This is a genomic window from Candidatus Pelagibacter sp. IMCC9063 (assembly GCF_000195085.1).
Classification (GTDB): Bacteria; Pseudomonadota; Alphaproteobacteria; order Pelagibacterales; family Pelagibacteraceae; genus IMCC9063.
Genome location: NC_015380.1, coordinates 989,649 through 1,012,937, shown reverse-complemented (window position 1 = coordinate 1,012,937; position 23,289 = coordinate 989,649). Strand labels below are relative to the sequence as shown.

The window sequence follows — 23,289 nt, the reverse complement described above, 5'->3', positions numbered from 1 at the left end:
CTAAATATTTACAATATCTTAAGACCAGATTTTGTAATGAATTTCTGAATATGATCATGCTTAATGAATTTTATTAAATTTCTGTAAATAGGTTCATACGGTGAATTGTTAAACATTGCAGATCCAAAGATAAAAGACTTTCTAATTTCCTTTGGTAGCATTCCTATTATTTTTATCCCTTTAATCGGTAGTAACTCACTGTATTGCTGAAAGCCTATCTCTATATCACCTCTAAAAATGACTGAACCCACCCTTTCACTCAATATTTTTTTTGATTTTTTTAATATAACATTGGGATCGTTAAAAATTTTTGGAAAAACAGTATTTGCAAGATAAATACCACTTGCCGAAGCAGCGTAACCAATTGATTTTGCTGATATAAGAGTTTCTTTAAAGGACTTTAAGGACGATATATCTTGTAATTTAGAACCATTTTTTACGGCGACACCAATTTCTGAACTTACAATATTGTGTTTCGTTTTGATGTCTAGAATACCCTCGTCATGGTGCCTGTTGATTGCGCCTTCAGCTAAAAAATAGATATCAAAATGCTCATTGTTTTTAATTCTTGAGGGTATGGAGTCTTTGGCTTCACCAAAGGAAGATCCATAGGAGAGCTCGTAGATAATATTATTTTTTTGTGCGAATAAAGGAAGAATTTTTTCTAACACCGAAGCAAAAGCTCCAGAAGTAATAATTTTAAGCACAAAATGTCATTTTTTTATTTGCTCCTAGGATTTATAGATCCAGCTGACATAATAAACTTAGAGGCGTCTTCAAAGTTCATGTCTAAAAATATCAAATCTTTCTTTGGAACCATCAGCAAGAAACCACTGGTAGGATTTGGAGTCGTTGGAACAAAAACATTAATCAATCGTTTACCCCTACCCACTTTATTTGATATTTCACCTTTGTTATCACCGGTAGCAAAACCAACTGACCAGAGACCTTTTCTTGGATATTCAAGGAGTACAATTTTTTTTGATTTATTATTACTTGATGTGAAATTTTTTGTTAATTGTCCCAAACCGTTATAAATTGTCCTTAGAATTGGAATTTTATTTAATATTCTCTGTCCAAAATTTAACAAAGTTTTTCCTATAAAAGTTAAGGAAACCATTCCCACAAAAGTAATTATTATAAAGGCGACCAAAAACTCTAAGCCCGGTATGTTAAAAGGAAGGTACTTATTTGGATTGATACTAGCTGGTATCAACGATGGGGAAACACTCATTATTAATACTGTTAAATAAATGGTAATACCAATCGGTATTAAAACCACCACACCAGTCAAAAAATAGGTTCTAATACGAGATATTAAAGTTCTTTTGGGAGTTTTGTTTTTTAACATTTATATTTAAAATACTATTAAATAGTCTAAAAATTAATAATAAATTACTATAACATTTTTATTATGAAGAGAAGAGAGTTTGTAAAATATATTGGCTGTGGATGCTGTAGTTTCAGCTTGGCATCCTGTTCGTCTGCACCGATTACTAATAGAAAACAAATTACTTTTTATCCCGAATCAGTAATCAACAGCAAGGCAGCGCAAGCATATGAGAAGTTTAAGAAAAAAGCAAAGATCAGTAAAGATACCGAAACTCTAAAATTGATTAAATCGATAGGATCAAAAATGGAAGTTGCTATCTCTTCTTATTTTAAAATGAAGAATATTAAAGACCCCACAGAAAACTTTAAATGGGAATATACTCTAGTAGATGACGATAAAATGCTTAATGCCTGGTGCATGCCTGGTGGAAAAATTGCTGTTTATAGCGGTATTCTTAAAGTTACCAAAAATGAAGATGGCCTTGCTAACGTAATGGGTCATGAAATTGCACACGCTGTTGCCAAACATTCTGTTGAAAGAATGAGTGCTTCCTTAGCTATAAATCTTGGAACTACTGTTGCTGATATATTTTTAGGAGGTGCCATTTCAAGAACAAGAAACACTATTGGAAAAACTACTGGAGTAGATGTTTTACAAGTCGGGGTGTTTAATCCTTTTACGAGATCACAAGAAACTGAGGCTGATTATCTAGGTTTGGCATTCTGTTCTTTGACAGGTTACAATTTGTATGAAGGCGCTGAATTGTGGAAAAGAATGAGGGAACAAAATAAAGGAAAAGAGCCTCCTCAATTTTTAAGCACACACCCCTCTTCCACTAATAGAATTGCTCAAATAAGAAGCTGGATACCTTCAATTAGAAAAAAATTTCCAAAACTTAAGACAGTTTAAATTTTTTAAACATTGCTTCTAAGCAATTATCACATTCAACTTTTTCTTTTTTTCTATAAACTTCAGGAGATACTTTAACTTCTGTTTTGCATCTATTGCATTTAACAATGAAGTATTTAGTTTCTTTTGTCATAGTAATTGGTGAGCCCTGCAAGATTCGAACTTGCGACCCATTCCTTAAAAGGGAATTGCTCTACCGACTGAGCTAAGGGCCCACACATTTAATTAACATGATAAATAATACAATTTTACAAGTTAAGAATTTACTGTTTATTAAATATCTATCTAATAATCAATAGAAATACCCCGTTATCAACATTTTTTAAAAGACGGGAAGACTTAAGAATTAAGAGTTTAGAATATCAAAATGCTTGTTATAAAAATTTTGAAAATCGTTATTAGCGACAGATTCTCTAATTTTTCTAGTCAGGTCTTGATAAAAGGCAATATTGTGCCAACTCAAGAGAGTGGATGCCAAAATTTCTTTAGAATTAACCAAATGATTTAAATAGCTACGAGAATATTTTTGTGATGCAGGACAGTTAACTAATGGATCTAGTGGAGAATCGTCATTTGCATATTTGGCATTTTTTAAATTTTTTTTACCTTCCCAAGTGTAGGCTAAACCTGTTCTTCCTGATCTTGTTGGCAAAACACAATCAAACATGTCAATACCCCTTTTTACAGCTCCCAATATGTCTGCAGGCGTTCCTACGCCCATTAAATAATGTGGCTTGTCCCGTGGAAGATCTTCTTTAATGTTATCCAAAACATCAAACATTTCTTGTTGCTTTTCTCCAACCGCAAGTCCTCCTAGTGCATAACCATCAAATCCTATTTCTTCTAATCTTTTTAAAGAGTCTTTTCTCAGGTCATTAAAAACACCTCCCTGAACAATACCAAAAAGCATTTTTTCAGGATTAATACCAAATTCTTTTTTAGATCTTTTTGCCCACTCTATTGAAAGATCTACAGATTTTTTTACTCTGTTTTTGTCACTTGTGTATTCAGGACATTCATCAAAAATCATTACTATATCTGAGTTTAATCCTTTTTGAATTTGTATGCTTACTTCTGGAGATAGAAATATTTTTTTACCATCTACATGAGAATTAAAATAAACTCCGTCTTCAACTACTTTGCTAATTTTAGATAGAGACATTACCTGAAAGCCACCAGAATCTGTTAAAATAGGTAAGTCACAATTCATAAATTGGTGGAGACCACCCACCCTGCTAATTCTTTCAATTCCAGGTCTTAACATTAAATGATAAGTGTTCCCTAAAATTATTTGGGCCCCAGTACCTTTGACTTGATCAATTAATAAAGCTTTAACAGTAGCTGCAGTACCAACGGGCATGAAAGCAGGAGTATCAATTTCACCCCTGCTAGTAATAATTTTTCCTAATCTTGCGCCAGAATTTTCATTTAATAATTTAAATGAACATGGCATGAGAGGACTTAAAGAACAGCAATTTTTACAATAATATCGGGATCAGTAACAGCACCAGAACCATCTTCACCTTTTTTTAACTTATCGATAAATTCCATACCCTCTAAAACTTTTCCAAAGGCAGTATATTGTCGGTCAAGATGAGAAGCATTTTGAAAACAAATAAAGAACTGACTATTAGCACTATTGGGATCTTGAGATCTGGCCATAGAAAGAGTACCTCGTTCATGGGCAGTATTGTTAAATTCTTGAGTTAAGTCTGGAAGATCAGAACCACCTGTTCCAGCCATAGCAGCATTAAAACCTTTTTTGGTATTTCCATGCTGGATATCACCAGTTTGAGCCATAAAACCATCTATCACTCTATGAAAAGCAACACCGTCATACTTACCTGCTTTGCTAAGTTCTAAAACTCTTTCTACATGATTTGGAGCAATATCTTTAAAAAGCTCAATTTTTACATCACCGTATTTTGTCGTTAAAATTATTTTTGGATTTTCCACTGCTTCTCCTTTAATGGTTGATAAAAACAAGATCAATAATACAACTATTTTTGTTAAAATAAATTTCATCACTTCTTATTTTTAAATTTTTTGTTTAAATATACTATTGCTGGTTTTGGTGCAAATTTTCTAACATCACCTCCTAATTCAGCAATTTCTTTAACCATATTAGAGGAAATTAATTGATTTTCAATTTCAGCCATTAAGAAAATAGTTTGTATTTTTTTATTAAGTCTATTGTTCATGCCAGCTAACTGAAATTCATACTCAAAATCAGTCACTACTCTCAAACCTCTAAAAATTAATGAAGCTTTGATTTTTTTGCACAATGATACGGTTAGAGTATTAAAGCTAATTATTTTTACGTTTTTAAAAGAATTTCCTAAAGACTTTTTAACAATCTGAACTCTTTCTTCAGCTGAAAATAATGTTTTTTTGTTTTTGCTTAGTGCTATAGAGACATAAAGAGTATCGACAATTTGACTGGCTCGCTTTATTATATCCAAATGTCCTAATGTAATTGGGTCAAAAGTTCCTGGGTATATACCAATTTTTTTCATTAATCTAATCTGCCACAGAATCTGTTAAACAAACAGAAGAAACCACTTTTTCATTTTTTTCTACCTTAAATATTCTTACTCCTTGTGTGTTTCTTCCTGTAATTCTTATATCACTAACTGCACACCTGATCATTTGGCCTTTGTTAGTAATCAACATGATGTCATCATCATTTTTGACAGAATAAGAAGCGGCTATATTGCCATTTCTTTCAGAGCTAATAATATTTATTATACCCTGACCTCCTCGGCCACTTTCTCTAAATTCATAAGAAGAAGATCTTTTTCCATATCCATTTTCTGTAATAGTTAAAATAAATTCTTCTCTTAGTTTTAGCTCTTCGTATTTCTTAGTGCTAATTTCAAAATTTGTATCGTCAGTATTTTCCAAATCGTCTTTTCTAGTTCTTTTTATATAAGCCTTTGTTTCCTCAGAAGTCGTAGTCACATGATTTAAAACAGTAAGGGAGATAACCTTGTCATTATTTTTAAGATTAATACCTTTAATTCCTTTTGAGGATCTTCCTTTGAAAATTCTAATCTTACTTGCATTAATTCTTAAGCTTTTTCCAGAATAGGTATTTAACATTACGTCGTCATTCTTTTTTACAATCTTGACACTTACTATTTTATCGTCTTTTTCAAGCTTCATGGCAATCTTTCCATTTGCTTGGATATTTTCAAAATCAAGAATGCTATTTTTTCTTATTTTACCATTGGCCGTAACAAAGATTAAAAAATTATCTTTCCATGTAGATTGGTCGTATGGCAATGGAAGTATAGAACTAATTTGTGCATCTGCTTTTATAGGGAATATATTTGCTAGGGCTTTACCCTTGGATGTATTAGAGCCTTCAGGAATTTTCCATGCTTTTAATCTGTACACAATTCCTTTGGATGAAAAAAACAGAACTGGGGTTAAAGTACTTACAGGGAATAACTGAGAAACAAAATCTTCTTCCCTAGTAACTATTCCCGTTTTTCCTTTGCCGCCTCTTTTTTGCGCTCGTATGGAAGTTAGGGGAGTTCTTTTAATATATCCTTTATTGGTAACGGTAACGATTACTTTTTCTTCTTGAATAACATCTTCCACATCGACATTCTCTACAGCCCCTACTAACTTAGTTCTTCTAGGAACTGCAAACTTTTTCTTAATCTCCGCTAATTCGGTTTTAATTAAATTTTGTAATTCTTTCTTATCATTAAGAATTTTCTTATATTTTACTATTAGTTTATACAGGTCTTGCAGTTCTGAATTAATTTCTTCGTGTCCTATATTTGTTAATTTTTGCAATCTTAATTCTAAAATGGCCTTAACCTGATGGTCGCTTAACTGATATTCTTTCTTAGTGGATAGTTCGTTAACCTCTAAAACATCTTTATCAATCTTTGATTTTTGAAAGCTCCATACTTTTTTTAACAATGTAGCTTTTGCTTCCGAGGGGTCTTTTGATTTTCTAATAATAGAAATAACTTCGTCAATATTCTCAATTGAAATAAACAACCCAATTAGAATATGGGTTCTATCCTTAGCTTTTTTTAGTTCAAATAAAGTTCTTTTAGTTAAAACCTTTTCTCTAAAATCTACAAAAATTTTGATAAATTGCTTTAAGTTTAGAAGCTCGGGTTTTTTTTCATTAATAGCTAAAGTGTTAAATCCAAATGAAGTCTGCAATGGAGAAAATTTATATAGTTGATTTATAATAATAGCTTCTGACACATTTTTTTTTACTGTTATTGCAATTCTTACTCCGTCTTTATTAGATTCATCTCTCAAGTCTGATATTCCCTCAATTTTTTTATCTCTAATAAGTTCAGCGATTTTTTCAATCAGAACAGTTTTGTTAACCTGGTAAGGAACTGACTTGATGACAATAATTTTTTTATCTTTAGAGCCCTCTTCAACTTCAATCTCACCTCTAATTTTTATAGAACCTCTTCCTTTTTCATATCCTGGGATAATATCATTTTGACCTATAATAATCCCTCCTGTAGGAAAATCAGGACCAGGAATTACTTTCATCAATTCTTTTATAGTGATCTCATTATTGTCTATGTACTTTAAAGTTCCTTCAATAACCTCTCCAAGGTTGTGAGGGGGTATGTTAGTCGCCATACCAACTGCAATACCACTAGCTCCATTAACTAAAAGATTTGGATACTGCGCAGGTAAAACAACAGGTTCTAATTCTGTATCATCATAATTATTTTGAAAGTCGACTGTATTTTTGTCTATATCAGAAATTAAAAACTCGGCTACTTTTGCTAATCTTGTTTCGGTATAACGCATTGCAGCTGCTCGATCACCGTCCAAAGAACCAAAATTCCCTTGTCCATCTAATAAAGTTAAGCTCATAGAAAAATCTTGTGCCAGTCTAACTAGCGCATCGTAAACAGCTTGGTCACCGTGAGGGTGATACTTACCAATAACATCACCGACTACTCTTGCTGATTTTCTAAATTGTTTAGACCAATCGTAACCACCTTTATACATAGCGAATATAATTCTTCTATGCACTGGTTTAAGGCCATCTCTTGCATCTGGTAATGCTCTAGAGACGATAACGCTCATAGCATACGACAGATAAGATGCTTTCATCTCATCGGTTACATTTCTGATTTCGATTTTTTTATCGACCATTAAAAAATAGATTTAAAAAGGAACTTCGTCGTCTAAATCGGCCGGAGAGCTCATATCGTCAGAAGGTAGTGAGCTAGAAGCTGAAGATTGATCAACTCCGCCCTGAGGAGATCCTGTGGCTCCACCAAGCATTTTTAATGTTGAGTTGTATCCTTGAAGAACTATTTGTGTGCTATATTTTTCTTGGCCATTGTTGTCTGTGTATTTGTTAGTAGTCAATTGTCCCTCAACATAGATTTGAGCACCTTTTTTCAAGTATTGTTTAACCACATTGACTAAGCCTTCATTAAAAATAACAACTCTATGCCATTCAGTTTTTTCTTTTTTTTCTCCAGAGTTTTTGTCTTTCCAGTTTTCACTTGTAGCTACACTTAAGCTTGCAAAACCTTTTCCACCTTGTGTTTGTTTGATTTCAGGATCGGCACCTAGTCTGCCAATTAATAAAACTTTATTTAAACTTCCCGCCATATATAAATCCTATTTAAGTTAGTAATGAATTATTATCTTTATACTATATAGCGCATTGTAAATGAACAAAATTACTTATATCCACAAGCAAAATGCTTAAAAAAATTGTTGTTAAAGGTGCTAAAGAGCACAATTTAAAAAATCTTTCTGTTGAGATACCTAGAGATCAGTTGGTCGTTATAACTGGACTTTCTGGCTCTGGAAAGTCCTCTTTGGCATTCGATACTATTTACGCGGAGGGACAAAGAAGATATGTGGAAAGTCTATCTGCTTACGCAAGGCAATTTTTGGATAGAATGAAGAAGCCAAATGTTGACTTGATAGAAGGACTATCGCCAGCCATATCTATAGAACAGAAAACCACTTCTAAAAACCCCAGGTCTATTGTTGCAACAGTGACTGAAATTTATGATTATATGAGAGTCTTGTATGCTCGAGTTGGAACCCCCTACTCTCCTTTCACAGGGAAGGCTATTAAATCACAAACAGTCTCAGAGATGGTAGACAAAATTTTAGATCTGGCAAAACCATCGCGGGTATCTATTTACTCACCAATTGTAAGGGGAAGAAAGGGTGAATACAAAAAGGAAATACTTTCATTAAAAAAAAGGGGGTACACAAAAATTAAAATTGATGAGGCGCTTTATGAAATCGATGAGACTCCCAACTTAAATAAAAAAATTACACATAATATTGAAGTTCAAATTGATAAATTTGTAAACAAAAAAGAAGAACAAAAAAGAATTGCCGAAAGTTTAGAGGCTGCTTTAAATTTGTCAGACGGCCTTGTTTATGTTGAACATTTTGATGAAAACTTACCTAAGCAACATCAAAAATTAGAAAAAATTGTTTTCTCCTCTAAATTTGCCTGTCCAGAAAGCGGCTTTACTATTGAAGAAATTGAACCAAGACTGTTTTCATTTAACAGTCCATACGGAGCATGTTCCGAATGTGAAGGCCTTGGAGTCGATCTTTATGTAGACCCTAAATTAGTTATTCCTGACGAAAGAATGTCATTAATAGATGGAGCTATTAAGCCGTGGGCCAAATCTACAAATTTATATTATGCTCAAACTTTAGCTTCTTTGGCTAAACACTATGACTTTTCATTAGATACTGATTGGAAGAAGCTATCTAAAGCACACCAAGAAGTGATTTTGTATGGGTCTGGTAATGAAGAGATAAAATTTAATTATGATGATGGGTATGAAAAACGCGCTAATAAAAAATCTTTTGAAGGAGTTATTAGTAATTTAGAAAGAAGATATTTAGAAACAGACAGTGACTGGAAAAGAGAGGAAATTGAACAATACCAAAGTGAAAAAGAATGTGAGCGATGCAAAGGATATAGGTTAAAAGAAGAGGCCCTTTGTATAAAAATATTAAATAAAAATATAAGTGAAGTTGCAAAGTTTTCTATTAAAGAAGCTCATTTATGGTTTGGCTCTTTAGGTAAAGATTTAACAGAAAAAGAAAATAAAATTGCCACACACATATTAAAAGAGATTAATGAACGATTAACCTTTCTAATCAATGTTGGTCTTGACTATTTGAATTTGTCTAGAGGTTCTGGAACTTTATCTGGTGGTGAATCTCAAAGAATAAGATTGGCCTCACAAATAGGTTCGGGTCTTACAGGGGTTCTGTATGTTTTGGATGAACCTTCCATAGGATTGCATCAAAAAGACAATATAAAGCTCATAGAGGCCCTTAAAAGACTAAGAGATCTTGGAAATACAGTAATTGTAGTCGAGCACGATGAGGAAGCTATGCTTCATTCTGATCACATTATAGATATTGGTCCTGGTGCGGGAATACATGGTGGAAAAGTAATTTCTGAAGGAAATTTTAAACACATTTCAAATGACAAAAGTAGCTTAACTGGAGATTATCTTTCAGGAAGAAAATTTATCTCTATACCCAAAAACAGACGGACAGCTCTTAATGGAAGGTATCTTCATTTATCTGGAGCTACTGGAAATAATTTAAAAAATGTATCTGCTAAAATTCCTCTTGGAGCGTTAACTTGTGTTACTGGTGTTTCCGGAAGTGGGAAATCGACTTTTATATTACACACTTTGTACCGAGCCTTGAATTTAATGATCAACAAGGTAATCACTAGGAATATGCCTCAGGCATTTAAAGGCATAAAAGGCTTTGAATATTTAGATAAAATTATTGATATCGATCAATCACCAATTGGCAGAACACCAAGATCCAACCCAGCCACTTATTCTGGTGCATTCACCCCTATAAGAGAATGGTTCACAAATTTACCCGAATCTAAATCTCGAGGATACAAACCTGGAAGGTTTTCTTTCAATGTAAAAGGTGGACGATGTGAAGCCTGTGAAGGAGATGGAGTCATAACATATGAAATGCACTTTTTGCCAGATGTTTATGTGGAGTGTGATGTCTGTAAGGGAAAAAGGTACAACCGAGAAACACTTGAAATTAAGCATAAAGAAAAAAGCATTGCTGATGTGTTGAGTATGTCAGTAGATGAGAGTGTTAAATTTTTTGAAAATATTCCTACGATTAGAGATAAGCTTTTGACCTTACAAAAAGTAGGACTTGGCTACATGAGCATTGGTCAGCAAGCCACAACCTTATCTGGAGGTGAGGCACAGAGAATTAAATTGGCAAAAGAGTTGTCAAAAAGATCAACGGGAAGAACTATTTACATATTGGACGAACCTACTACTGGGTTGCATGTGCATGATGTAAAAAAACTATTAGAGGTCCTTCAGGCTTTTGTCCAAAAAGGAAATACAGTTGTTGTAATTGAACATAATATGGAAGTGATCAAGACAGCAGACTGGATTATAGACATGGGTCCAGATGGTGGCGACAAAGGTGGTAATATTGTATTTGAGGGAACACCTGAACAGCTTTTGAATATAAAAGAAAGCTACACTGGAAAATTTCTAAAAAAAATACTTAGCAAAAAAAATTAAGTTTTAAAATTACTTACGGAGTAGTGTCTACTTCTTCGTCCCAATTTCTTTTTACTTTAAAGAAAACTAAAATTGGAGCTGCTACAAAAATTGAAGAGTAAGTCCCTATCAACACACCCCATATTAAAGCAAAAGAAAAACCTTTAAGAATTTCACCACCAAATACATAAATAGACACAAGTGCAAGAAGTGTTGTAACTGAGGTTTTTAAAGTTCTGGGCAAAGTAGAATTTACCGCATCATTGATTAATTCTTGAATATCTTGACGATCGTCAATTTTTAAAAATTCCCTAATTCTGTCGTAAATTACAACTGTATCGTTCATGGAGTAACCAACTATTGTTAATATAGCAGCCACAATAGATAAGTTAAATTCAAAGCCAACTAGGCTAAAAGCACCAATGGTTATAACAACATCATGAATTAAAGCTAAAATTGAACCCAAGCTAAACTGCCATTCAAATCTTATCCAAATATAAATTAGCATTAAAAATAAAGCCAAAACAACAGAGTATAGACCACTTTTAGTCAGCTCTTTACTAATTTTAGAACCAACAACTTCAACTCTACGAAAGTCAAACTCTCTAGCCAAATCACTTTCTAAATGTTTTTTAATAGAGCCAACAAAATCATTATCCTTTCCTTTTTTTTCAATGGTTGCTAGAAATTCTCTGCTTGATCCAAATTCTTTAACAACCACATCGCCCAAGTTAATTTTTAATAATGATTTTCTTATATCTTCAGAATTGTATGGTTGAGCTAATTTCATTTCGATAACAGTTCCACCCTTAAAATCAACACCAAGATTTAAACCTTTAGTAAAAAATGCTCCAAGAGAAATAGCAAAAAGAATTGTCGACAAGATCAGAAATGGTTTTTTGAATTTTAGAAAATTGTATTTTTTATTATAAATATTCATTTAGATTACAATAATAGTTTCCTTGTTATTTTTAATGTATTTTGCAACCAGGAGCCTACCCAATACATAGGTTGTAAAAAAAGTAGAAAGTATCCCTATGCCCAAAGTAATTGCAAAACCCTTAACTGGTCCAGAACCCATATAGTAAAGAACAAAAGCGGCAATCAAAGTCGTGACGTTGGAATCTAATATAGTCGTTAAGACTTTTTTATAAGCAGTATCAAAAGCAATTAAGTAATTTTTTTCTTTTTTCAATTCTTCTTTTACTCTTTCGTAAATTAAAACATTTGAATCAACTGCCATACCAACAGTTAAAATAATTCCTGCAATACCTGGCAATGTGAGGGTTGCACCAAAGATACTTAGAACCCCACTGATTAAAACTAGGTTGGTTAATAATGATACATTGGAAAAAACGCCAAAGATTCTGTAGTTATAAATCATGTAAATCATCACAAGTAAGAAACCTATTATTAAGGACAATATTCCCTTTTCAATAGACTCTTTACCAAGATCTGGACCTACAGATCTTTCTTCAATAATATTAAGTGGTGCTGGCAAAGCCCCTGCCCTTAGTAAAATTGCAAGTTCATTTGCCTCTTGAGTTGTAAAATTTCCTGAAATTTGACCACTTCCAGTCACAATAGCCTCTCTTATTACTGGTGAGCTTACTACGTCTTTATCTAAGACTATTGCTAAATATCGACCAACATTTTCTTTGCTAGCTAAAGCAAATTTTCTAGAGCCGATATTGTCTAATTTGAAGTTAACAACTGATGAGTTGTTTAATTGATCAAAGCCTGGTTGCGCGTCTATTAAATTTTCCCCTGAAATAATAATTCTTTTTTCAACACTATATTGACTGCCCGAGCTTTTGGACGACAAGGTTTCCACACCAAGAGAATTTTCATCGCTGCTATTGGCGACAAATCTAAGTGTTAGTTTGGCCGTTTTTCCTAAGAGTTTTTTTATGGCAGAAGGATCTTTCAATCCAGGAAGCTCAACTAAAATTCTATCCAATCCCCTGGTGACAATGTTTGGTTCTTTAGTTCCCAATTCATCAATTCTATTTCTTACAATTTCAATTGATTGGTCCAAAGCATTTTTTTTAATTAAATTTATATTTTCTTTAGTAAAAATTAATTTTATAATATTGTTTTCATAAATAATCTCAAACTCCTTTCCTCCAGTTTTTATATTTGAATTGACTGAACGTTCGTTAAGTATTTTATCAAGAGTTTCTTTTTGTTTTTCATCGAAAGTAAAAACTAAAGAATTTTTAGAAAATGAAAAATTTTTGTATTGAATGTTATTTTTTCTTAACTCTCTTCTAACCTCAAGGCTTTTGGTCTGCAATCTTTGTTCTATGAGAGGATTGGAGTCAATTTCTAAAAGTAAATAAGAGCCTCCTTGCAAGTCTAGTCCGAGATTAACTCTTTTTTCAGAAAAAAATTTACTATTATTAAAAAATGAAAGGTTGGGTAAAAAAAAATAAATACCAATAAAAATAACAGAAATAATAGAAAATACTTTAAGACGTGAAAAGTATAGCACGGAAAATTATTTAGGTTCTGTTTTGCTCACTACTGCAGAAATAGATGATCTGATAACTTTAACAATAACATTGTCAGATATTTCCAACTCAACCTTGTCATCTTCCAGCACTCTAACAATTTTTCCCATAAGACCGCCGCTTGCAACAACCATATCTCCACGGGCAACAGAATCTACCATAGCTTTGTGCTCTTTCACTTTTCTTTGCTGAGGTCTAATTAGCAAGAAGTAAAAAATAACAAAAATAAGTATTAACGGTACAAACTGACCAATAGCTTTTGAATCCATAAATGGTTATTAAACTAATAAATAAAAATTAACAAGATTAATTCTTTAATTTTCGCATGATAACGTGCTCTTTTAACTTTTTTGAAATTTCAATATTCTCAATTTCTGGATCATTTTTACCCATGATTAACCAGTCTGATAAGGCTTTATCGGTAATCATTAACAGGACCTTAAATTCTAGAAGCTCTTTTTCTTCCAATAAATCATAGTTATCCTTAAAAAAAGTACCCAACAATATGTCCATCTCTTTTGTCCCTCTGTGCGACGACCTGAACAGAAGTTTTTTTCTAAGTATGTCTATGTTAGAGATCATAGAACTCTTTTATAATTAACAATAGAAATATCAAATGAAATTTGAAGATTTATTTTCATCTGTAAATAAAATCAAAGGTGTTGGCCCAGTTATATCAAAAAAACTATCCGACAAAGGCATTGAAAATAAAATTGATTTATTTTTAAATTTACCGACAGGAGCGATAGATAGAAGATTTTGTCCGAAATTAGATCAATTAGAAGTTGGGGTGATATCTACAATTTTTGTCAGGCCAATAAAATATAGCATTCCTCGTTTTAGAAATTTACCAAATAGAGTTACATGTAAAGACGAGTATGGCTCTATAGATATAATATTTTTCAATTCCAGAGAAAGTTATATTAGGCAAATTTTACCATTAAATGAGGAGGTTGTGATTAGTGGTAAAGTTGGGTTTTATAAAAACAAATATCAAATGACCAATCCCGATTATATTCAGTCCATTGATAAGGAAAAAGATATAACAAAAATCATGGCCAAATATTCTTCTGTAGCTGGAATTTCTCCCAAAACTATTCAAAAAATTTACAAAGAAGAAATTGGAAAACTCAAGGATATTGGAGAATGGCATAGTCAAGATTTTCTTAAAAAAATGGCTTGGCCAACGTGGTACGATGCAATTTACAATCTTCACAATCCCATAAATGTAAGTGATGTAAATAAAGAATCTAAATTTTATAAAAGATTAGCTTTTGATGAAATTTTTAGTAACTTTTTAATTTTTTCTGAAATTAAAAAAAGAATAAAAAAATTAATAAAAGTTTCAAAAGTTATTGATGAGGATAATCTTTTAAAGATTAAAGAAATGCTTCCTTTCACTTTGACGAAATCGCAACAAGAGGCCCTAAAAGAAATATTAACAGATATTTCTTCAGAGAGAAAAATGCTTAGGGTTTTACAGGGAGATGTTGGCAGTGGGAAAACAGCTGTTGCTATGATTGCTGCCTACCTAACAGTTAAATCTGGCTACCAAGTTGCTTTTTTATGCCCTACAGAACTTTTAGCCAAACAGCATTTTTTATTATTTAAAAAAGTTTTAGAAAATGAAAATTTGAATGTTCAACTTCTTACAAGTAAAATCAAAGGTTCGGAACAGGTAGATACACGATTTCAATTATCTCAAAATAAGGTTGATATTGTTGTAGGAACGCATTCATTATTTCAAGAGAAAACAACTTTTAACAACTTGGGCTTAATTGTTATAGACGAGCAGCATAAGTTTGGCGTTCAACAAAGAATAAATCTATCCTTAAAAGGTAGTGTTAATACAGATGTTTTGTTGATGACAGCAACGCCGATTCCTAGAACTTTAATTTTAACTAATTATGGTGATATGGATATTTCAACCATAAATGAAAAGCCATTTAACAATACAACAATAAATACTTTGGCTAAACCCGCAGAGCAAATGGATGATGTTATGTTTTTTTTAAAAAAAAGATTAGATGAAAAAGACCAAGTTTATTGGGTAACTCCCTTAATTGAAGAGAGTGAAAAACTAAAACTAACCCCTGCAGTAAAAAGATATGAATATTTGAAAAAGAAATTAAAAGTTGAGGTTGGTTTAGTGCATGGTGCTATGAAAAGTGAAGAGAAAAATAAAATCATGGAAGATTTTATTAGCGGTAAGATTAAAGTTATCGTATCTACAACAGTTATAGAAGTTGGTATTGATAACCAAAATGCCAATACAATGATAATAGAAAACTGTGAACGTTTTGGACTTTCTCAATTACATCAACTTAGAGGCCGTGTTGGTAGAGGCAAGGTAGATGCTCATTGTCTTTTATTGTATTCAAAAAATATTGGCATAAATGGGAAAAAAAGAATTCAAATATTAAAATCTTCATTAGATGGTTTTTATATTTCGGAAGAAGATTTAAAATTACGAGGCTTTGGTGATATTATTGGATACAAACAAAGTGGAGAAAAAGATTTTATAATTGCTGATCCGGCTTATCATTCTGATCTTTTTCAATTAGCAAAAGAAGAGATTGAAAATTTAGAAAATAAAAATGTTAAGCTTGAGCAACATTTTAGTCAGTTGTTGAAAATTTTCAAAAAAGATAGAGTATTGAATATTATTGATACAGGCTGAACCTTATTTGCCATGTCCTATTACTCTCTCAAATTCTCTTAAACGTTTATAAACACTAGCAAACTCTATAATGGTAGGCCAAGTTTTTAATAGGTATTGCATGGAACCTTCAACTCTTCCAAAAGCTCTTATAATTTGCTGCATAACACCTAATGTTACAACACCTGCTACAATAGCTGGAGCTAAGAAAACATAAGCTGATAACACATTTGCTTGCAGGTAAGCCATGCGACCAATATTAAAATATAAATACCTTATGTAGCTTAAAAAGTGAATTGAACGAACGTCATCAAATAATTCATTTATTGTTTTAGGTCTAACGTTACCATCATCTTCAGCTACTACTAATATCTTTCTGTAAGCAGCTTCTTTCTTTTGTAAATCATATTCAACTCCAACTAAACGTAATATCCAACCTAATCCTATCAAGAATGCTGTACCACCCAATGTCCAAAGTAATGCCCCAGTTATCAACCCATATTGCCAATCACCAAAAAAGAAGATTGGTATACCGACTGATAGTCCTAATAAAATTGGAGTAAATTGTATTAATACCATGACTGATTCAATAAAGCTTGTACCTAGAGATTCCATAATACGGGTAAACTTGATTGTATCTTCTTGAACTCTTTGTGACGCTCCTTCTATTTTGCGAGCTCTATCATAAACAGAATGATACCATTCCACCATCGAAGCTCTCCATCTAAACAAGAAGTGTGCTGTAAAAAAACTAATTACGACGTATAGAGCTACATATATACCAGCAAGTGTAATAAATGATGCTAAATTTGTCCAGTATTCTTCAATTGTAATAGAGTTGGGTTTAGCAAGTGCTTTTTGAATCATGTCATAAAACACCCCAAACCATTCATTTATTTTTACATCAATCTTTACTTGAATCCACAATGATAATAAAATTACAAAGGAACCCAACCAAGACCATAATTGCCATTTTTTTTTTGTAAAAAATTTAAACATATAAATTATTTAAGAAAATTATTAGCATAAGATTTTATAATAATTTTTCTTTTATTGGGTTCTATGACAGAGTATAAAATATTTCTTTTATTAGCGTAAGTAATTGCATCTTCTTTGCTTTCAAAAATAATTTTAATTTGTTTTTTTGTGTCTGAGGACGAATCCCAATCCATAATAAAATCCTTTTCTAAATTCTCTCGATCAAATTCTAAAATCCAATTTTTTGATTTGCCCCTAGCCGATTGCATGGAGGTTTTAGCTGGAGAGTAAATTTTGGCTTTATTCATAATATTTTGGTCGGGGTGCACGGATTCGAACCGCGGACCCTCTGCTCCCAAAGCAGATGCGCTACCAGGCTGCGCTACACCCCGACTACTGAAATAAGTTATATACATAGATTTTGCATAATTGAAAAGAAATAGAATTTATTTTTTAAAAAAATAATGCTACAAGATTCACATATGATCACTCAAACATCTTCTTTTATCAAATGGTTTATTAAACATGAAACTTCAGCTGGTATTGTACTGCTTGTAATGACAATACTTGCTCTAATAATCAGCAATTCAACTCTTTCTGTTGAATATTTCAATATCTTAGAAAAGTACATTACCCTTCAGCTTGGTGGTTTTTATATGAAACTATCAGTTTTTCATTGGATTAATGACGCGTTAATGGCTGTATTTTTTTTAGTTGTTGGACTGGAAATTAAGAGGGAGTTTTTAGAAGGAGAGCTTTCAAGACCCAAGCAAGCCTTATTGCCTATTGTTGCAGCTGTTGGTGGAATGTTAGTTCCAGCACTCATTTACGTTTTAATAAATATCGATACTCCAGAAACATTAAGGGGTTGGGCTATACCTTCAGCTACAGACATTGCCTTTTCTATTGGTGTTCTATCCTTGTTAGGAAAGCGTGTTCCGCTATCTTTAAAAGTATTTTTAGTTGCCCTTGCAATTATTGATGACCTTGGTGCCATTGTTATTATAGCAATTTTTTATTCTACTGAGATGAATCTTTCGTATCTTTTTTTAATGTTTGCATCTTTTGCTCTTCTATTAGTTTTTAATAAAAATGGTGTCAAAACATCTTTGCCATATATTATCGTAGGACTATTTATGTGGTACTTTACTCACGAGTCGGGTATTCACGCGACAATCTCAGGAGTATTGCTAGCAATCACCATACCTCATAAAAAAGATGGCACTCACAGAACCTCTTTGTTAAAAAAGATTGAACATTCGGTGGCACCTTATGTTTCTTTTATTATCATGCCAATTTTTGCATTTGCAAATGCCGGTGTTAACCTCGAGGGAGTTAGTTTTGCCCAAGTTTTAGATAAAGTTACATTGGGTGTATTACTTGGATTATTTGTCGGTAAACAGCTTGGTGTATTTGCTTTTTCTATTGCAGCAATTAAATTGGGTTGGGCTGATAAGCCTAAGCATTGTTCGTGGATAAACTTATATGCTGTCGGAGTATTGACAGGTATAGGATTTACAATGAGTTTATTTGTAGGAAATCTTGCCTTTCCAAATTCACCTTTTATGGATGAGGTTAAAATAGGAGTTCTATTAGGATCTTTGTTTTCTACTCTTTTGGGCTATGGAATGTTATTAGCAACAACTAAAAAAAATGCCAAGTATTAAAAAAACACTTATTGTATCAATAATTATGTTATCTTTTTTTAGTTCAAAAGTTTCTTCAAAATCTGATCAAACCGTTTACAATTTTTCTTTTAACGACATTCAAGAAAAAAAATATCTTCTAAGTCAGCACAAAGGAAAGGTTTTGATGGTTGTCAATGTAGCTAGCCAATGTGGTTTTACAAAACAATATGAAGATCTTCAAAAACTCCATGAAGAATATAAAGATAAAGGATTAGTTTTGATAGGAATACCATCAAATGATTTTGGAAATCAAGAGCCTGGAAGTAATAAAGAAATAAAAAATTTTTGTGAAAGTAATTTTGGAATTACATTTCCAATTATGGGAAAAACTTCTGTTATTGGTAAAAACCAACATCCATTTTACAAGTGGGTAAAAGATAATTATGGAAAATCTGGAGTACCTAAATGGAATTTTTACAAAGTATTGATTAACAAAGATGGTCACGTAGAAGAAGTGTACAGTTCACTTACAAAGCCCAAAAGTTCAAAAATAATTAAGAAATTAAATAAAGTTTTATAAATCAAACTATTTGGCGGTCCCTAGGGGAATCGAACCCCTCTTTGCAGGATGAAAACCAGCTGTCCTAACCGATAGACGAAGGGACCATCATTCAAAAGGTTTTTATTGATAATCTAACAATTAATCAATCAAAAAAATGCATCAGTCGGTAGATATAGCTAAATCATCAAGAAGAAATTGAACTTCTCTTTTTCCATTCCACTCATTTAAAGATAATCTTCCAGCAATATCGTATTTTTTGTTTTTTGCATTCAATAGATAAGATCCTATGGGTGTATTGACGCTATTGAAGGAAATAAGATTAATTTTGGAATTGTTGGATGTTTTGCAAAAAGCTTTTATGTGTGATTCTTTTAATATTAATGATTTGGTAATAGATACATTTTCAATAACAAACCTGGGTTCACGATTGGCAGATCCGAAAGGTGCTAACTTGTCTATTTCATTAAAAAATTTTTCATTTACAGCGCTTGAGGCTAATACGCTATCTATATAAAGGTCTTTTTCTTTAGATGATTGGCAGCCACTTTTGTTAAAAAGGTCAATTAAAAAAATCTCAAATTCATCAGCTTTATCTTGATTAATAGAAAAACCGGCAGCCATTTTGTGCCCTCCTCCTTTGGTTATAATTTCGGACTGTTTTGCTTTAACCACAGCACTACCAATGTCGAAGCCTGGCAAAGATCGCGCTGATCCTTTTCCATAATCACCTTCAAAGTTAATAACAAATGTAGGTTTGTTAAAATGATCTTTTAATCTGCTCGCAATGATTCCGATAATACCTTCGTGCCAGGTATTTGAACTAACTACTAATACGGGATTATTGTCTTTGTGCTTTGCTATATTTATAGCTTCTTCTAAGATAATACCCTCAATATTCTTTCTTTTTTCATTGAGTTGGTTCAATTCTTTAGAGATTTTAAATGCAATTTCAGGATCCTCTGTTAATAAAAGGTTGGCTCCATGATCTGCCTTACCTATTCTTCCACCAGCATTGATTTTAGGACCAATTATATATCCAAGATGATAAGTTGATATTTTGGAATTGATATTTGCAACATCAGATAAAGTCTTAATTCCTAAATTGTTTCTTTTTTGCAAAACTTTTAATCCTTGAAAAACAAACGCTCTATTTAATCCTTGGAGAGGAACTACATCACAAACAGTTCCCAGTGCGACTAAGTCTAAATAGTTAAGAAGGTTAGGCTCCTGAATATTTTTCTTTTTAAAGAAATCTTCCTCTCTAAGTCTAGTGACAATCCCAGACAAGACCAAAAATGCTACACCAGCAGCGCACAAGTAGGTTAAGTTTGACGTTTCATCAAATCTATTAGGATTTACAATGGCATTTGCTATGGGCAAAGTTTCTGTTGATTGGTGATGGTCTATTACAACTACGTCAATATTTTTTGATTTAGCATACTCAATAGGCTCAAAAGACGTAGTCCCACAATCAACAGTAATAATTAACTTAACTCCTTTGGACGCAATATCTTCAAAAATTTTTAAATTGGGTCCATAACCATCCTGTATTCTATCCGGTATGAAAATAAAAAAATTATTAGTAAAATTTCTTAAAAATCTTGCTAAAATTGAAGTTGATGATGCTCCATCAACATCGTAATCACCATAAATGCAGATGTGACTTTCTTCTTTAATGTGCTTAATTATCAACTTAACAGCCTCATCCATAGATTTTAATAAAAAAGGGTTAGGCATGGAATTTTTAATTTTGGGATTTAAAAAATCGAGAGACTGATCTGCCTCCACATTTCTAATCGCTAAAAGTCTACAAAGGACTTCACTAACACCCAGTTCTTGAGTGGCTTTTTTTACTTTGTTTTCGTCAAATTTACTTAAAATCCAATTCCGGTCAGAAACGGAATTCTTGATCATATTTCAAATTTTTCAGTATAAACTTTAATAATTTTTTTATCCGAATGAAGAACAAGCAAATCTGCTAAAAAATTATTTTTTTCAATCCTAATTCCTTTTAAAAGTTCGCCATCAGTTACGCCGCCAGCACAAAAGATAACATCTCCACGTACAATATCATTCAAATAATATTTTTTCTTAAGATCTGTTATTCCTAACTTTGTAGCTCGTAATTTTTCTTCATTGTCAGTTATTGAAAGCCTTCCTTGAAATTGACCGCCAAAACATTTAATAGCTGCAGCAGCCAAAACTCCTTCGGGTGCCCCACCTATTCCGACATATAGATCTACATTAAAATCTTTTATACAAGTATATATTGCTCCCAAAACATCTCCGTCTGAAATAAATTTAATTTTAGCTGACATTTTCGTAATAGATTCTACAATTTTTTTATGCCTGTCTCTTTCTAATAAGCAAACGGTCAAATCTGAAGGTTTGATAGATTTAAATTCAGCCATGTTGTTAAGGTTAGTTTCTATAGAGTTGTCTAGATCAATAATATTTTCTGGGTAATCAGGTCCAATAGCTATTTTCTCCATGTATGTATCAGGTGCTTGCAGTAAATTTCCTTTTTCAGCAACTGCTATCACCGAAATCGCATCGGGAAGATTTTTGGCTGTAAGGGTAGTTCCATCTAAAGGATCAACGGCAATGTCCAATGGTTCTCCGTTACCTGTGCCTAATTTTTCACCTATAAAAAGCATAGGTGCCTCATCCATCTCACCCTCACCTATAACTATTTTTCCATTCATGTCTATTTTGTTTAAATAGCTTCTCATAGAATCTACTGCTGCCTGATCTGCAGCTATCTTATCACCCTTCCCTTTTAACAATGAAGAAGAGTAAGCAGCTTGAGCTGCGACTTTGGTGAATTGCTCTAACAATTTATGATCTAACATTACAATTTATTTTCATCCCTGACTCTAATCATTACAATCTTTTTAAAAATATTTTTTTTGTTACGAAGTTTTTTTAAAATAACTTGTATATCTTTTTCTTTAGATAGGTGAGTAATAATCATGATGCTTGATAGATTACCCTGATCAGGATCTTGAATTAAATTCTGTATTGAAATCTTATTTTTAGCTAGTAAAGAAGTTATTACCGAAAGCACGCCTGGCTTGTCATGAGCTAAAAATCTAAAATAATATTTACTTTTATGATCGTTAAAATTGAATAATTTAAATGTCTTCTTTGCGCTGGGCGAAAGTCCAAAAGAAAAATCATCATTTCCGACCATTACAGATGTGATGTCAGAAATAATTGCAGATGAGGTAGGTCCTTTACCAGCTCCAGCTCCTTCATATATTGTCCTTCCAATAGGCACTCCGTCCACAACCACTGCATTAGTCACGCCATCAATATTTGATATGTCTAGTGTTGATGGAATTAACGAGGGATGAACTCGTTGTTTAATTTTATTATTGACCATCTCTGCGATCGCTAATAATTTAATTTTAAAACCTAATTTTTTTGCGTACAGAATATCTAAAAGATCAATATGACTAATACCTTCTACTAGGAAATTGCTATTAACAATTTTACTTCCAAAGCAAATAGAACTTAAAATAGAAATTTTAGAAGCAACATCCGCACCGCTTATATCTGAATGCGGGTTGCTTTCTGCATATCCTTTTGACTGAGCTACTTTTAAAATTTCTTTAAAACTAGATTGTTTTTTTTCCATCTCAGTTAAAATAAAGTTGGTTGTTCCGTTAAGAATTCCATAAACATGGTTAATTTTGTTAGCTATGAGTCCTTGTTTTATAGACTTAATAATAGGTATGCCTCCAGCTACTGAAGCTTCAAACAAAAGGTTTACAGAATTTTTTTCAGCTAGTATTGAAAGTTCATCTCCGTGTTTAGCTATTAGTGCCTTATTAGCAGTGACCACGTGCTTTCCATTTTTAAGTGCAGCAAAGACTAATTTTTTTGCCATTCCGTCGCTTCCACCAATCAACTCTACAATGATATCAACATTCTCCAATTTAACGAGATCCAAAGGGCTTGTGACAAATAGTTTTTTTGGCAAAGAAATGCCCCTCTTCTTCCTAGGGTTTTTGACAGAAATATGAGAAATATTTATTTTAAATCCAGTTTTTTCTAAAATATTCTTTTTATTTTTAGTAAGATTTTTGTAAACTTCTAAGCCAATGTTTCCTAATCCTGCGATTGCTATATTAAATGTTTTCATGT

At 32.4% G+C, this 23,289-nt stretch carries 22 protein-coding genes and 3 tRNA genes; 5 read left to right on the top strand and 20 right to left on the bottom strand.

Annotated elements, in window-relative coordinates:
* Positions 1 to 8: 8 nt before the first annotated feature.
* Positions 9 to 707 carry a substrate-binding domain-containing protein gene (locus SAR11G3_RS05370; RefSeq protein ID WP_013695781.1) on the bottom strand — a complete coding sequence of 233 codons (699 nt, stop codon included), beginning with the start codon at positions 705 to 707 and terminating at the stop codon, positions 9 to 11.
* 14 nt (positions 708 to 721) lie between these two features.
* Positions 722 to 1,351: a DUF502 domain-containing protein gene (locus SAR11G3_RS05365; protein ID WP_013695780.1), complete on the bottom strand. Its 630-nt coding sequence runs from the start codon at positions 1,349 to 1,351 to the stop codon at positions 722 to 724.
* A gap of 63 nt (positions 1,352 to 1,414) precedes the next feature.
* Between SAR11G3_RS05365 and SAR11G3_RS05360 the strand changes: the two genes are divergently transcribed.
* Complete coding sequence (locus SAR11G3_RS05360) at positions 1,415 to 2,242, top strand: M48 family metallopeptidase (protein WP_013695779.1); 828 nt, start codon at positions 1,415 to 1,417, stop codon at positions 2,240 to 2,242.
* On the opposite strand, the gene SAR11G3_RS07290 is transcribed toward SAR11G3_RS05360, so the two are convergent.
* The 7 genes from SAR11G3_RS07290 to ssb all read right to left on the bottom strand — a co-directional run bounded on the left by SAR11G3_RS07290 (position 2,229) and on the right by ssb (position 7,864).
* Positions 2,229 to 2,375 (bottom strand): hypothetical protein, encoded by a 147-nt coding sequence (locus tag SAR11G3_RS07290; protein ID WP_013695778.1) that lies wholly within the window; start codon positions 2,373 to 2,375, stop codon positions 2,229 to 2,231. The genes SAR11G3_RS05360 and SAR11G3_RS07290 overlap by 14 nt on opposite strands.
* 6 nt (positions 2,376 to 2,381) lie before the next feature.
* Positions 2,382 to 2,457 (bottom strand) — tRNA-Lys (locus tag SAR11G3_RS05355).
* 131 nt (positions 2,458 to 2,588) lie between these two features.
* Positions 2,589 to 3,695 carry a tRNA guanosine(34) transglycosylase Tgt gene (tgt, locus tag SAR11G3_RS05350; RefSeq protein WP_013695777.1) on the bottom strand — a complete coding sequence of 369 codons (1,107 nt, stop codon included), beginning with the start codon at positions 3,693 to 3,695 and terminating at the stop codon, positions 2,589 to 2,591.
* 8 nt (positions 3,696 to 3,703) lie between these two features.
* The gene (locus SAR11G3_RS05345; protein WP_013695776.1) at positions 3,704 to 4,267 is read right to left on the bottom strand and encodes a peptidylprolyl isomerase; all 564 of its coding nucleotides are present in this window, start codon (positions 4,265 to 4,267) and stop codon (positions 3,704 to 3,706) included.
* Positions 4,267 to 4,758, bottom strand: a complete 492-nt coding sequence (gene coaD / locus SAR11G3_RS05340; RefSeq protein WP_013695775.1) for a pantetheine-phosphate adenylyltransferase — start codon at positions 4,756 to 4,758, stop codon at positions 4,267 to 4,269. The genes SAR11G3_RS05345 and coaD overlap by 1 nt, the downstream gene beginning before the upstream one ends.
* Positions 4,759 to 4,762: 4 nt before the next feature.
* Complete coding sequence (gene gyrA, locus SAR11G3_RS05335; RefSeq protein ID WP_013695774.1) at positions 4,763 to 7,396, bottom strand: DNA gyrase subunit A; 2,634 nt, start codon at positions 7,394 to 7,396, stop codon at positions 4,763 to 4,765.
* Positions 7,397 to 7,408: 12 nt separating this feature from the next.
* Entirely contained in the window at positions 7,409 to 7,864 is a 456-nt protein-coding gene (ssb, locus tag SAR11G3_RS05330; RefSeq protein ID WP_013695773.1) for a single-stranded DNA-binding protein, read from the bottom strand.
* 92 nt (positions 7,865 to 7,956) lie between these two features.
* Between ssb and uvrA the strand changes: the two genes are divergently transcribed.
* Entirely contained in the window at positions 7,957 to 10,821 is a 2,865-nt protein-coding gene (uvrA, locus tag SAR11G3_RS05325; RefSeq protein ID WP_013695772.1) for an excinuclease ABC subunit UvrA, read from the top strand.
* Positions 10,822 to 10,834: 13 nt separating this feature from the next.
* Here uvrA and secF read toward each other — a convergent pair whose 3' ends face one another.
* The 4 genes from secF to SAR11G3_RS05305 are packed head-to-tail and all read right to left on the bottom strand — an operon-like array spanning position 10,835 to position 13,895.
* Entirely contained in the window at positions 10,835 to 11,740 is a 906-nt protein-coding gene (secF, locus tag SAR11G3_RS05320; protein WP_013695771.1) for a protein translocase subunit SecF, read from the bottom strand.
* The gene (gene secD, locus SAR11G3_RS05315) at positions 11,741 to 13,294 is read right to left on the bottom strand and encodes a protein translocase subunit SecD (RefSeq protein ID WP_013695770.1); all 1,554 of its coding nucleotides are present in this window, start codon (positions 13,292 to 13,294) and stop codon (positions 11,741 to 11,743) included.
* 6 nt (positions 13,295 to 13,300) lie between these two features.
* A complete protein-coding gene (gene yajC / locus SAR11G3_RS05310; RefSeq protein WP_013695769.1) occupies positions 13,301 to 13,582 on the bottom strand; it encodes a preprotein translocase subunit YajC in 282 nt (93 codons plus the stop codon).
* Positions 13,583 to 13,619: 37 nt separating this feature from the next.
* Positions 13,620 to 13,895, bottom strand: a complete 276-nt coding sequence (locus tag SAR11G3_RS05305; protein WP_237697285.1) for an FAD assembly factor SdhE — start codon at positions 13,893 to 13,895, stop codon at positions 13,620 to 13,622.
* Between the two features lie 34 nt (positions 13,896 to 13,929).
* On the opposite strand from SAR11G3_RS05305, the gene SAR11G3_RS05300 reads away from it, so the two are divergent.
* Positions 13,930 to 15,993, top strand: coding sequence for an ATP-dependent DNA helicase RecG (locus tag SAR11G3_RS05300; RefSeq protein ID WP_013695767.1), 2,064 nt, complete (start codon positions 13,930 to 13,932; stop codon positions 15,991 to 15,993).
* 3 nt (positions 15,994 to 15,996) lie between these two features.
* Here SAR11G3_RS05300 and SAR11G3_RS05295 read toward each other — a convergent pair whose 3' ends face one another.
* The 3 genes from SAR11G3_RS05295 to SAR11G3_RS05285 form a co-directional block, all read right to left on the bottom strand.
* Positions 15,997 to 16,971, bottom strand: coding sequence for a putative transporter (locus SAR11G3_RS05295; RefSeq protein ID WP_013695766.1), 975 nt, complete (start codon positions 16,969 to 16,971; stop codon positions 15,997 to 15,999).
* Positions 16,972 to 16,976: 5 nt separating this feature from the next.
* Entirely contained in the window at positions 16,977 to 17,258 is a 282-nt protein-coding gene (locus tag SAR11G3_RS07195; protein ID WP_041862530.1) for an NADH dehydrogenase ubiquinone Fe-S protein 4, read from the bottom strand.
* A gap of 7 nt (positions 17,259 to 17,265) precedes the next feature.
* A tRNA-Pro gene (locus SAR11G3_RS05285) sits at positions 17,266 to 17,342 on the bottom strand.
* A 90-nt stretch (positions 17,343 to 17,432) separates the two neighbouring features.
* Between SAR11G3_RS05285 and nhaA the strand changes: the two genes are divergently transcribed.
* Complete coding sequence (nhaA, locus tag SAR11G3_RS05280) at positions 17,433 to 18,617, top strand: Na+/H+ antiporter NhaA (RefSeq protein ID WP_013695765.1); 1,185 nt, start codon at positions 17,433 to 17,435, stop codon at positions 18,615 to 18,617.
* Positions 18,604 to 19,158, top strand: a complete 555-nt coding sequence (locus tag SAR11G3_RS05275) for a glutathione peroxidase (RefSeq protein ID WP_013695764.1) — start codon at positions 18,604 to 18,606, stop codon at positions 19,156 to 19,158. Before nhaA ends, SAR11G3_RS05275 begins: the two co-directional genes overlap by 14 nt.
* 11 nt (positions 19,159 to 19,169) lie before the next feature.
* Here SAR11G3_RS05275 and SAR11G3_RS05270 read toward each other — a convergent pair.
* The 4 genes from SAR11G3_RS05270 to SAR11G3_RS05255 all read right to left on the bottom strand — a co-directional run bounded on the left by SAR11G3_RS05270 (position 19,170) and on the right by SAR11G3_RS05255 (position 23,287).
* Positions 19,170 to 19,244 (bottom strand) — tRNA-Glu (locus SAR11G3_RS05270).
* Between the two features lie 55 nt (positions 19,245 to 19,299).
* A complete protein-coding gene (gene recJ / locus SAR11G3_RS05265) occupies positions 19,300 to 21,054 on the bottom strand; it encodes a single-stranded-DNA-specific exonuclease RecJ (RefSeq protein WP_013695763.1) in 1,755 nt (584 codons plus the stop codon).
* Complete coding sequence (gene glpX, locus SAR11G3_RS05260; protein WP_013695762.1) at positions 21,051 to 21,992, bottom strand: class II fructose-bisphosphatase; 942 nt, start codon at positions 21,990 to 21,992, stop codon at positions 21,051 to 21,053. The genes recJ and glpX overlap by 4 nt, the downstream gene beginning before the upstream one ends.
* Positions 21,992 to 23,287: a homoserine dehydrogenase gene (locus tag SAR11G3_RS05255; RefSeq protein WP_013695761.1), complete on the bottom strand. Its 1,296-nt coding sequence runs from the start codon at positions 23,285 to 23,287 to the stop codon at positions 21,992 to 21,994. The genes glpX and SAR11G3_RS05255 overlap by 1 nt, the downstream gene beginning before the upstream one ends.
* Positions 23,288 to 23,289: the final 2 nt, after the last annotated feature.

Bases quoted from the DNA above. Each gene is read 5' to 3' on its own strand.
- SAR11G3_RS05295 (WP_013695766.1), bottom strand. From the start codon at position 16,971: ATGTTTAAATTTTTTACAAAAAAAAAATGGCAATTATGGTCTTGGTTG.
- SAR11G3_RS05300 (WP_013695767.1), top strand. From the start codon at position 13,930: ATGAAATTTGAAGATTTATTTTCATCTGTAAATAAAATCAAAGGTGTT.
- SAR11G3_RS05360 (WP_013695779.1), top strand. From the start codon at position 1,415: ATGAAGAGAAGAGAGTTTGTAAAATATATTGGCTGTGGATGCTGTAGT.
- SAR11G3_RS05275 (WP_013695764.1), top strand. From the start codon at position 18,604: ATGCCAAGTATTAAAAAAACACTTATTGTATCAATAATTATGTTATCT.
- ssb (WP_013695773.1), bottom strand. From the start codon at position 7,864: ATGGCGGGAAGTTTAAATAAAGTTTTATTAATTGGCAGACTAGGTGCC.
- coaD (WP_013695775.1), bottom strand. From the start codon at position 4,758: ATGAAAAAAATTGGTATATACCCAGGAACTTTTGACCCAATTACATTA.
- SAR11G3_RS05255 (WP_013695761.1), bottom strand. From the start codon at position 23,287: ATGAAAACATTTAATATAGCAATCGCAGGATTAGGAAACATTGGCTTA.
- SAR11G3_RS07290 (WP_013695778.1), bottom strand. From the start codon at position 2,375: ATGACAAAAGAAACTAAATACTTCATTGTTAAATGCAATAGATGCAAA.
- SAR11G3_RS05305 (WP_237697285.1), bottom strand. From the start codon at position 13,895: ATGATCTCTAACATAGACATACTTAGAAAAAAACTTCTGTTCAGGTCG.
- SAR11G3_RS05345 (WP_013695776.1), bottom strand. From the start codon at position 4,267: ATGAAATTTATTTTAACAAAAATAGTTGTATTATTGATCTTGTTTTTA.
- secF (WP_013695771.1), bottom strand. From the start codon at position 11,740: ATGAATATTTATAATAAAAAATACAATTTTCTAAAATTCAAAAAACCA.
- recJ (WP_013695763.1), bottom strand. From the start codon at position 21,054: ATGATCAAGAATTCCGTTTCTGACCGGAATTGGATTTTAAGTAAATTT.
- yajC (WP_013695769.1), bottom strand. From the start codon at position 13,582: ATGGATTCAAAAGCTATTGGTCAGTTTGTACCGTTAATACTTATTTTT.
- SAR11G3_RS05365 (WP_013695780.1), bottom strand. From the start codon at position 1,351: ATGTTAAAAAACAAAACTCCCAAAAGAACTTTAATATCTCGTATTAGA.
- nhaA (WP_013695765.1), top strand. From the start codon at position 17,433: ATGATCACTCAAACATCTTCTTTTATCAAATGGTTTATTAAACATGAA.
- gyrA (WP_013695774.1), bottom strand. From the start codon at position 7,396: ATGGTCGATAAAAAAATCGAAATCAGAAATGTAACCGATGAGATGAAA.
- SAR11G3_RS07195 (WP_041862530.1), bottom strand. From the start codon at position 17,258: ATGAATAAAGCCAAAATTTACTCTCCAGCTAAAACCTCCATGCAATCG.
- uvrA (WP_013695772.1), top strand. From the start codon at position 7,957: ATGCTTAAAAAAATTGTTGTTAAAGGTGCTAAAGAGCACAATTTAAAA.
- tgt (WP_013695777.1), bottom strand. From the start codon at position 3,695: ATGCCATGTTCATTTAAATTATTAAATGAAAATTCTGGCGCAAGATTA.
- glpX (WP_013695762.1), bottom strand. From the start codon at position 21,992: ATGTTAGATCATAAATTGTTAGAGCAATTCACCAAAGTCGCAGCTCAA.